Annotated in this window: 3 protein-coding genes; all 3 read left to right on the top strand. The window is 71.1% G+C overall.

What is annotated here, in order from left to right; genetic code table 11:
- Positions 1-288 (top strand): AAA family ATPase (locus DW309_RS11005; RefSeq protein ID WP_240753186.1); only part of this gene is annotated, 288 nt, incomplete at its 5' end.
- Positions 289-540: 252 nt separating this feature from the next.
- A complete protein-coding gene (gene ileS, locus DW309_RS11000; RefSeq protein WP_136045396.1) occupies positions 541-3,930 on the top strand; it encodes an isoleucine--tRNA ligase in 3,390 nt (1,129 codons plus the stop codon).
- A partial coding sequence (locus DW309_RS10995; protein WP_136045395.1) for a bifunctional folylpolyglutamate synthase/dihydrofolate synthase occupies positions 3,927-5,148 on the top strand: 1,222 nt, incomplete at its 3' end. The genes ileS and DW309_RS10995, both read left to right, overlap by 4 nt.

Raw genomic sequence — 5,148 nt, 5'->3', positions numbered from 1 at the left:
CTCGCCGCCGACCCCGAGGTGCTGGTGCTCGACGAGCCGGTGTCCGCGCTCGACCCCTCGGTGCGCGAGCGCGTGCTGCGGCTGCTGGCGCGGCTGCAGCGGGAGCGACGGCTGACGATGGTCCTGGTCTCGCACGACCTCGACGTGGTGGGCGCGGTCGCCGACGAGGTGCTGGTCATGCAGGACGGGCGCATCGTCGAGCAGGGCACGACGGCCGAGGTGTTCGCCGCGCCGCGACACCCGTTCACGCGCGAGCTCCTGGCCGCGGCCGGTACCGCGCGCCCCTGACCCGATGCCGTGGTCCCGGGGTGCCGCATCCGCGTACACTGGGAGCACGAGCATCGATCCGGCCATCACCGGGGAGCTCTCGGAAGAACGGTCCCGGCCCCGCGCCGTGGCTCAGTAGAACCGAGCGGGGCAGGCCCGTCACAGCCGCAGTGAGAGTGGTCGCGTCGCACGGCGCGGCACGCGAGGTGGTACCGCGGTCCGCGAGGGTCGTCCTCGCAGCAGCATCCGCCACGACGACCACTGCGAGACACGATGACCTACCCGCGCTCCTCCTTCGGACCCGCCGCCGACCAGGCCGCCACTGTGGCGCCGAGCCCCCGCTTCCCGCAGATCGAGGAGGAGGTGCTCGACTTCTGGAAGACCGACGACACCTTCCGCACCTCCATCGCGCAGCGCGAGGGCGCCCCCGAGTGGGTGTTCTACGACGGCCCTCCCTTCGCCAACGGGCTGCCCCACTACGGCCACCTCCTGACCGGCTATGCGAAGGACGTGTTCCCGCGCTTCCAGACCATGATCGGCAAGAAGGTCGACCGCGTCTTCGGATGGGACACGCACGGTCTTCCCGCCGAGCTCGAGGCGATGAAGCAGCTCGGCATCACGGAGAAGCGCGAGATCGAGGAGATGGGCATCGACGTCTTCAACGAGAAGGCGCGCTCGTCCGTCCTGAAGTACACGCACGAGTGGCAGGACTACGTCACCCGCCAGGCGCGCTGGGTCGACTTCGAGCGCGGCTACAAGACGCTCGACCTCGGCTACATGGAGAGCGTGCTGTGGGCCTTCAAGACCCTGTACGACAAGGGACTCGCCTACGAGGGCTATCGCGTGCTGCCGTACTGCTGGCGCGACGAGACCCCGCTCTCCGCGCACGAGCTGCGCATGGACGACGACGTGTACCAGATGCGCCAGGACCCGTCGGTGACCGTGACCTTCCCGCTCACCGGCGCCAAGGCCGAGGCGCTCGGGCTCACCGGCGTGCGCGCGCTCGCCTGGACGACCACCCCGTGGACGCTGCCGACCAACCTCGCGCTCGCCGTGGGGCCCGACATCGAGTACGTCGTGCTCCCCGCGGGGCCTGCGGGCGCGGCCGACGTGCACCAGGGGCGCGGCGCGCCCTCGGCCGACCTGGTCGCCGTCGAATCGTCGGCGCACCGCTACCTGCTCGCGAAGGACCTGCTGGGCGGCTATGCCAAGGACCTCGGCTACGAGAGCGCGGAGGAGGCGGCGGCGGCGGTCGACGCGACGCTGCGCGGCGCGGAGCTGGCCGACATCACGTACGACCGGCTGTTCGACTACTACGCCGACGAGGAGACCTACGGCACCCAGCACGCCTGGCGCATCCTCGTCGACGACTACGTCACCACGACCGACGGCACCGGCATCGTCCACCAGGCGCCCGCCTACGGTGAGGACGACCAGCGCGTGGCGGGGGCCGCGGGCATCCCGACGATCCTGTCGCTCGACGACGGCGGCCGCTTCCTGCCGAACGTGACCGATGTCGCGGGCGAGCTGTGGATGGACGCCAACAGCCCTCTCGTGCGGATCATCCGCGACAACGGGCGTCTGGTGCGCCTGCAGAGCTACGAGCACTCGTACCCGCACTGCTGGCGGTGCCGGAACCCCCTGATCTACAAGGCCGTGTCGAGCTGGTTCGTCCGCGTCACCGACATCAAGGACGACATGCTCGCGAACAACGAGCAGATCACCTGGGTGCCGGAGAACGTCAAGCACGGACAGTTCGGCAAGTGGCTCGAGGGCGCGCGCGACTGGTCCATCAGCCGCAACCGCTACTGGGGCTCGCCGATCCCGATCTGGAAGAGCGACGACCCCGAGTACCCGCGCGTCGACGCGTACGGGTCGCTGGAGGAGCTGGAGCGCGACTTCGGCACGCTGCCGCGCAACCCGGAGGGCGAGGTCGACCTGCACCGGCCGTACATCGACCACCTGACGCGCCCGAACCCCGACGACCCGACGGGCCAGAGCACGATGCGCCGCATCGAGGACGTGTTCGACGTGTGGTTCGACTCCGGCTCGATGCCGTACGCGCAGGTGCACTACCCGTTCGAGAACCAGGAGTGGTTCGACTCGCACTCCCCGGCGGACTTCATCGTGGAGTACATCGGCCAGACCCGTGGCTGGTTCTACGTCATGCACGTGCTGTCGACCGCACTGTTCGACCGCCCGGCGTTCACGGGCGTCAGCTGCCACGGCATCGTGCTCGGCAGCGACGGCTACAAGATGTCGAAGTCGCTGCGCAACTACCCCGACGTGTCCGAGGTGCTCGACCGCGACGGCTCCGACGCCATGCGCTGGTTCCTCATGTCGAGCGCCGTGCTGCGCGGCGGCAACCTGATCGTCACCGAGGAGGGCATCCGCTCCGGCGTGCGGGAGTTCCTGCTGCCGCTGTGGAACTCGTGGTACTTCTTCGCCACCTACGCCAACGCCTCGGGCGACGGCGGGTACGAGGCGTCGTGGTCCACCTCCTCCACCGACGTGCTCGACCGCTACATCCTGGCGCGCCTGGGCGATCTGGTGCGCGAGGTGCGGGCCGACCTGGAGGGCCTCGACTCGACCACCGCGTCGGCCCGCCTGCGCGACTTCGCCGAGGTCCTGACCAACTGGTACATCCGCCGGTCGCGCGACCGGTTCTGGGTGGGCGTCACCGACGACCCGCAGAGCCGCGAGGCGTTCGACACGCTCTACACCGTGCTGGAGACGCTGTGCCGCGTGGCCGCCCCGCTCGTGCCACTGGTCAGCGAGCGCGTGTGGCAGGGCCTCACCGGCGGCCGCAGCGTGCACCTGCAGGACTGGCCGGACGCCGGGCAGTTCCCGGCGGCCGACGAGATCCGCGACGCGATGGACGCCGTGCGCGAGCTGTCGAGCGTGGGCAACGCGCTGCGCAAGAAGGAGAAGCTGCGCGTGCGGCTGCCGCTCGCGCGCCTCACCGTCGTGTCGCCGCTGGCGGGCGACCTCGGGCAGTTCGAGGACATCCTCCGCGAGGAGCTGAACGTGAAGTCCGTCGAGCTCGTGTCCCTCACGGAGGACGCCGCGGCGGAGTACGGCATCAGCCACCGGCTGAGCGTGAACGCGCGGGCGGCCGGTCCGCGACTGGGCAAGGACGTGCAGAAGGCGATCCAGGCAGCGCGCTCGGGCGACTGGTCGGAGAGCGACGGCGTCGTCACCGCCGGCGGCATCGCGCTGGAGCCGGCGGAGTACGAGCTCGTGCTGGAGACGACGGGCCGGCCCGAGGGCGAGGCCCTGGCGATCGTGCCGTCGGGCGGCTTCGTGCTGCTCGACACCCGCACCACGCCGGAGCTGGAGGCCGAGGGGCTCGCGCGCGACGCGATCCGCGTGGTGCAGGAGGCGCGCAAGAACGCGGGGCTCGACGTGAGCGACCGCATCGTGCTGGCGCTGAATGCGGCGCCCGCGGAGGCTCCGGCGCTGGAGGCGCACGCCGAGCTGATCGCCGCGGAGACGCTCGCCGTCGCGTTCGCGGTGCAGTCCACGGACGAGCTCGACCGTCTCGTCGACGAGGTCACGAGCCCCGGCGACGGCGTGCACCGCAGTGGGGCGAAGGCCCTCGGGGCGGGCAAGGCGCCCCTGATCGTCACGATCGACACGAACCTGGAGAGGGTGGGCGCATGAGCGCGAGGGACAGGGCGGACGCCGTCTACGAGACGCTGCTGAGCCGTGCGGGGGAGCGGTGGGTGCAGCCGCGCAAGGAGCGCACGGCCCGCGTGCTCGCCTACCTGGACGACCCGCAGCGCACGTACCGCGTGATCCACGTCACCGGGACGAACGGCAAGACCTCGACCGCACGGATGATCGAGAGCCTGCTGCGCGCGCACGACCTGCGCACGGGCCTGTTCACGAGCCCGCACCTGGAGCGCTTCACGGAGCGCATCATGATCGACGGCGAGCCGATCGCCGATGAGGCCGTGGCCGACGCCTGGGACGAGATCGAGCCGTTCGTCGCGATCGTCGACGCCGAGCTGGAGGCCGAGGGGGAGGAACCCCTCACGTTCTTCGAGCTGCTGACGGTGCTGGCCTTCGTCGCGGTCGCCGACGCCCCGGTCGACGTGCTGGTGCTCGAGGTGGGCATGGGCGGCGAGTGGGATTCCACGAACACGGCGGACGGCGACGTGGCGGTGTTCGCGCCGATCGACATCGACCACGCCGACCGCCTGGGCGACACGATCGCGAAGATCGCGGAGATCAAGGCCGGCATCATCAAGGAGGGCGCAGCGGTCGTCTCGGCGCAGCAGCCCGCGGAGGCCGCCGAGGTGCTGCGTCGCGTGGCCGCCGAACGACACGCGACCATCGCCTTCGAGGGCGAGGACTTCGGTCTCGCAGAGCAGAAGCTCGCGGTCGGCGGGCAGCTGCTCACGATCCGCGGCCTGGCCGGGCAGTATGCCGAGGAGTACCTGCCGCTGTACGGTGCGCACCAGGGACACAACGCCGCCCTCGCGGTCGCGGCGGTGGAGTCGTTGATCGGCGGTGCCTCGCAGGCCATCGCGGGCGGCATCATCTCGGACGGCCTGCAGGGGAGCACCTCGCCGGGGCGGCTGCAGCTGCTCGGCATCGCGCCGACGGTGATCGTCGACGGCGCGCACAACCCGCACGGCGCCGCCGCGCTCGCCCAGGCCCTCGACGACAGCTTCGACTTCGACGAGTGGGGTCTGGTGCTGGGGATCCTGGCCGACAAGGACGCGGCGGGCATCGTGGCGACCCTCGCGCCGGCCGCGGCGCACGTGTTCGCGACCGCGCCGGAGTCGGATCGCGCGAGCGATGCCGACATGATCGCCGACCTCGTCGAGCAGACCGGCCGCCGGGCGACCGTCCACCCGTCTCTGGCCGACGCCG

The organism is Microbacterium sp. K41, assembly GCF_004794395.1.
GTDB lineage: Bacteria > Actinomycetota > Actinomycetes > Actinomycetales > Microbacteriaceae > Microbacterium > Microbacterium sufflavum.
The sequence above is the reverse complement of the archived record's forward strand: the minus strand, read 5'-3'. Positions and strand labels throughout refer to the sequence as shown.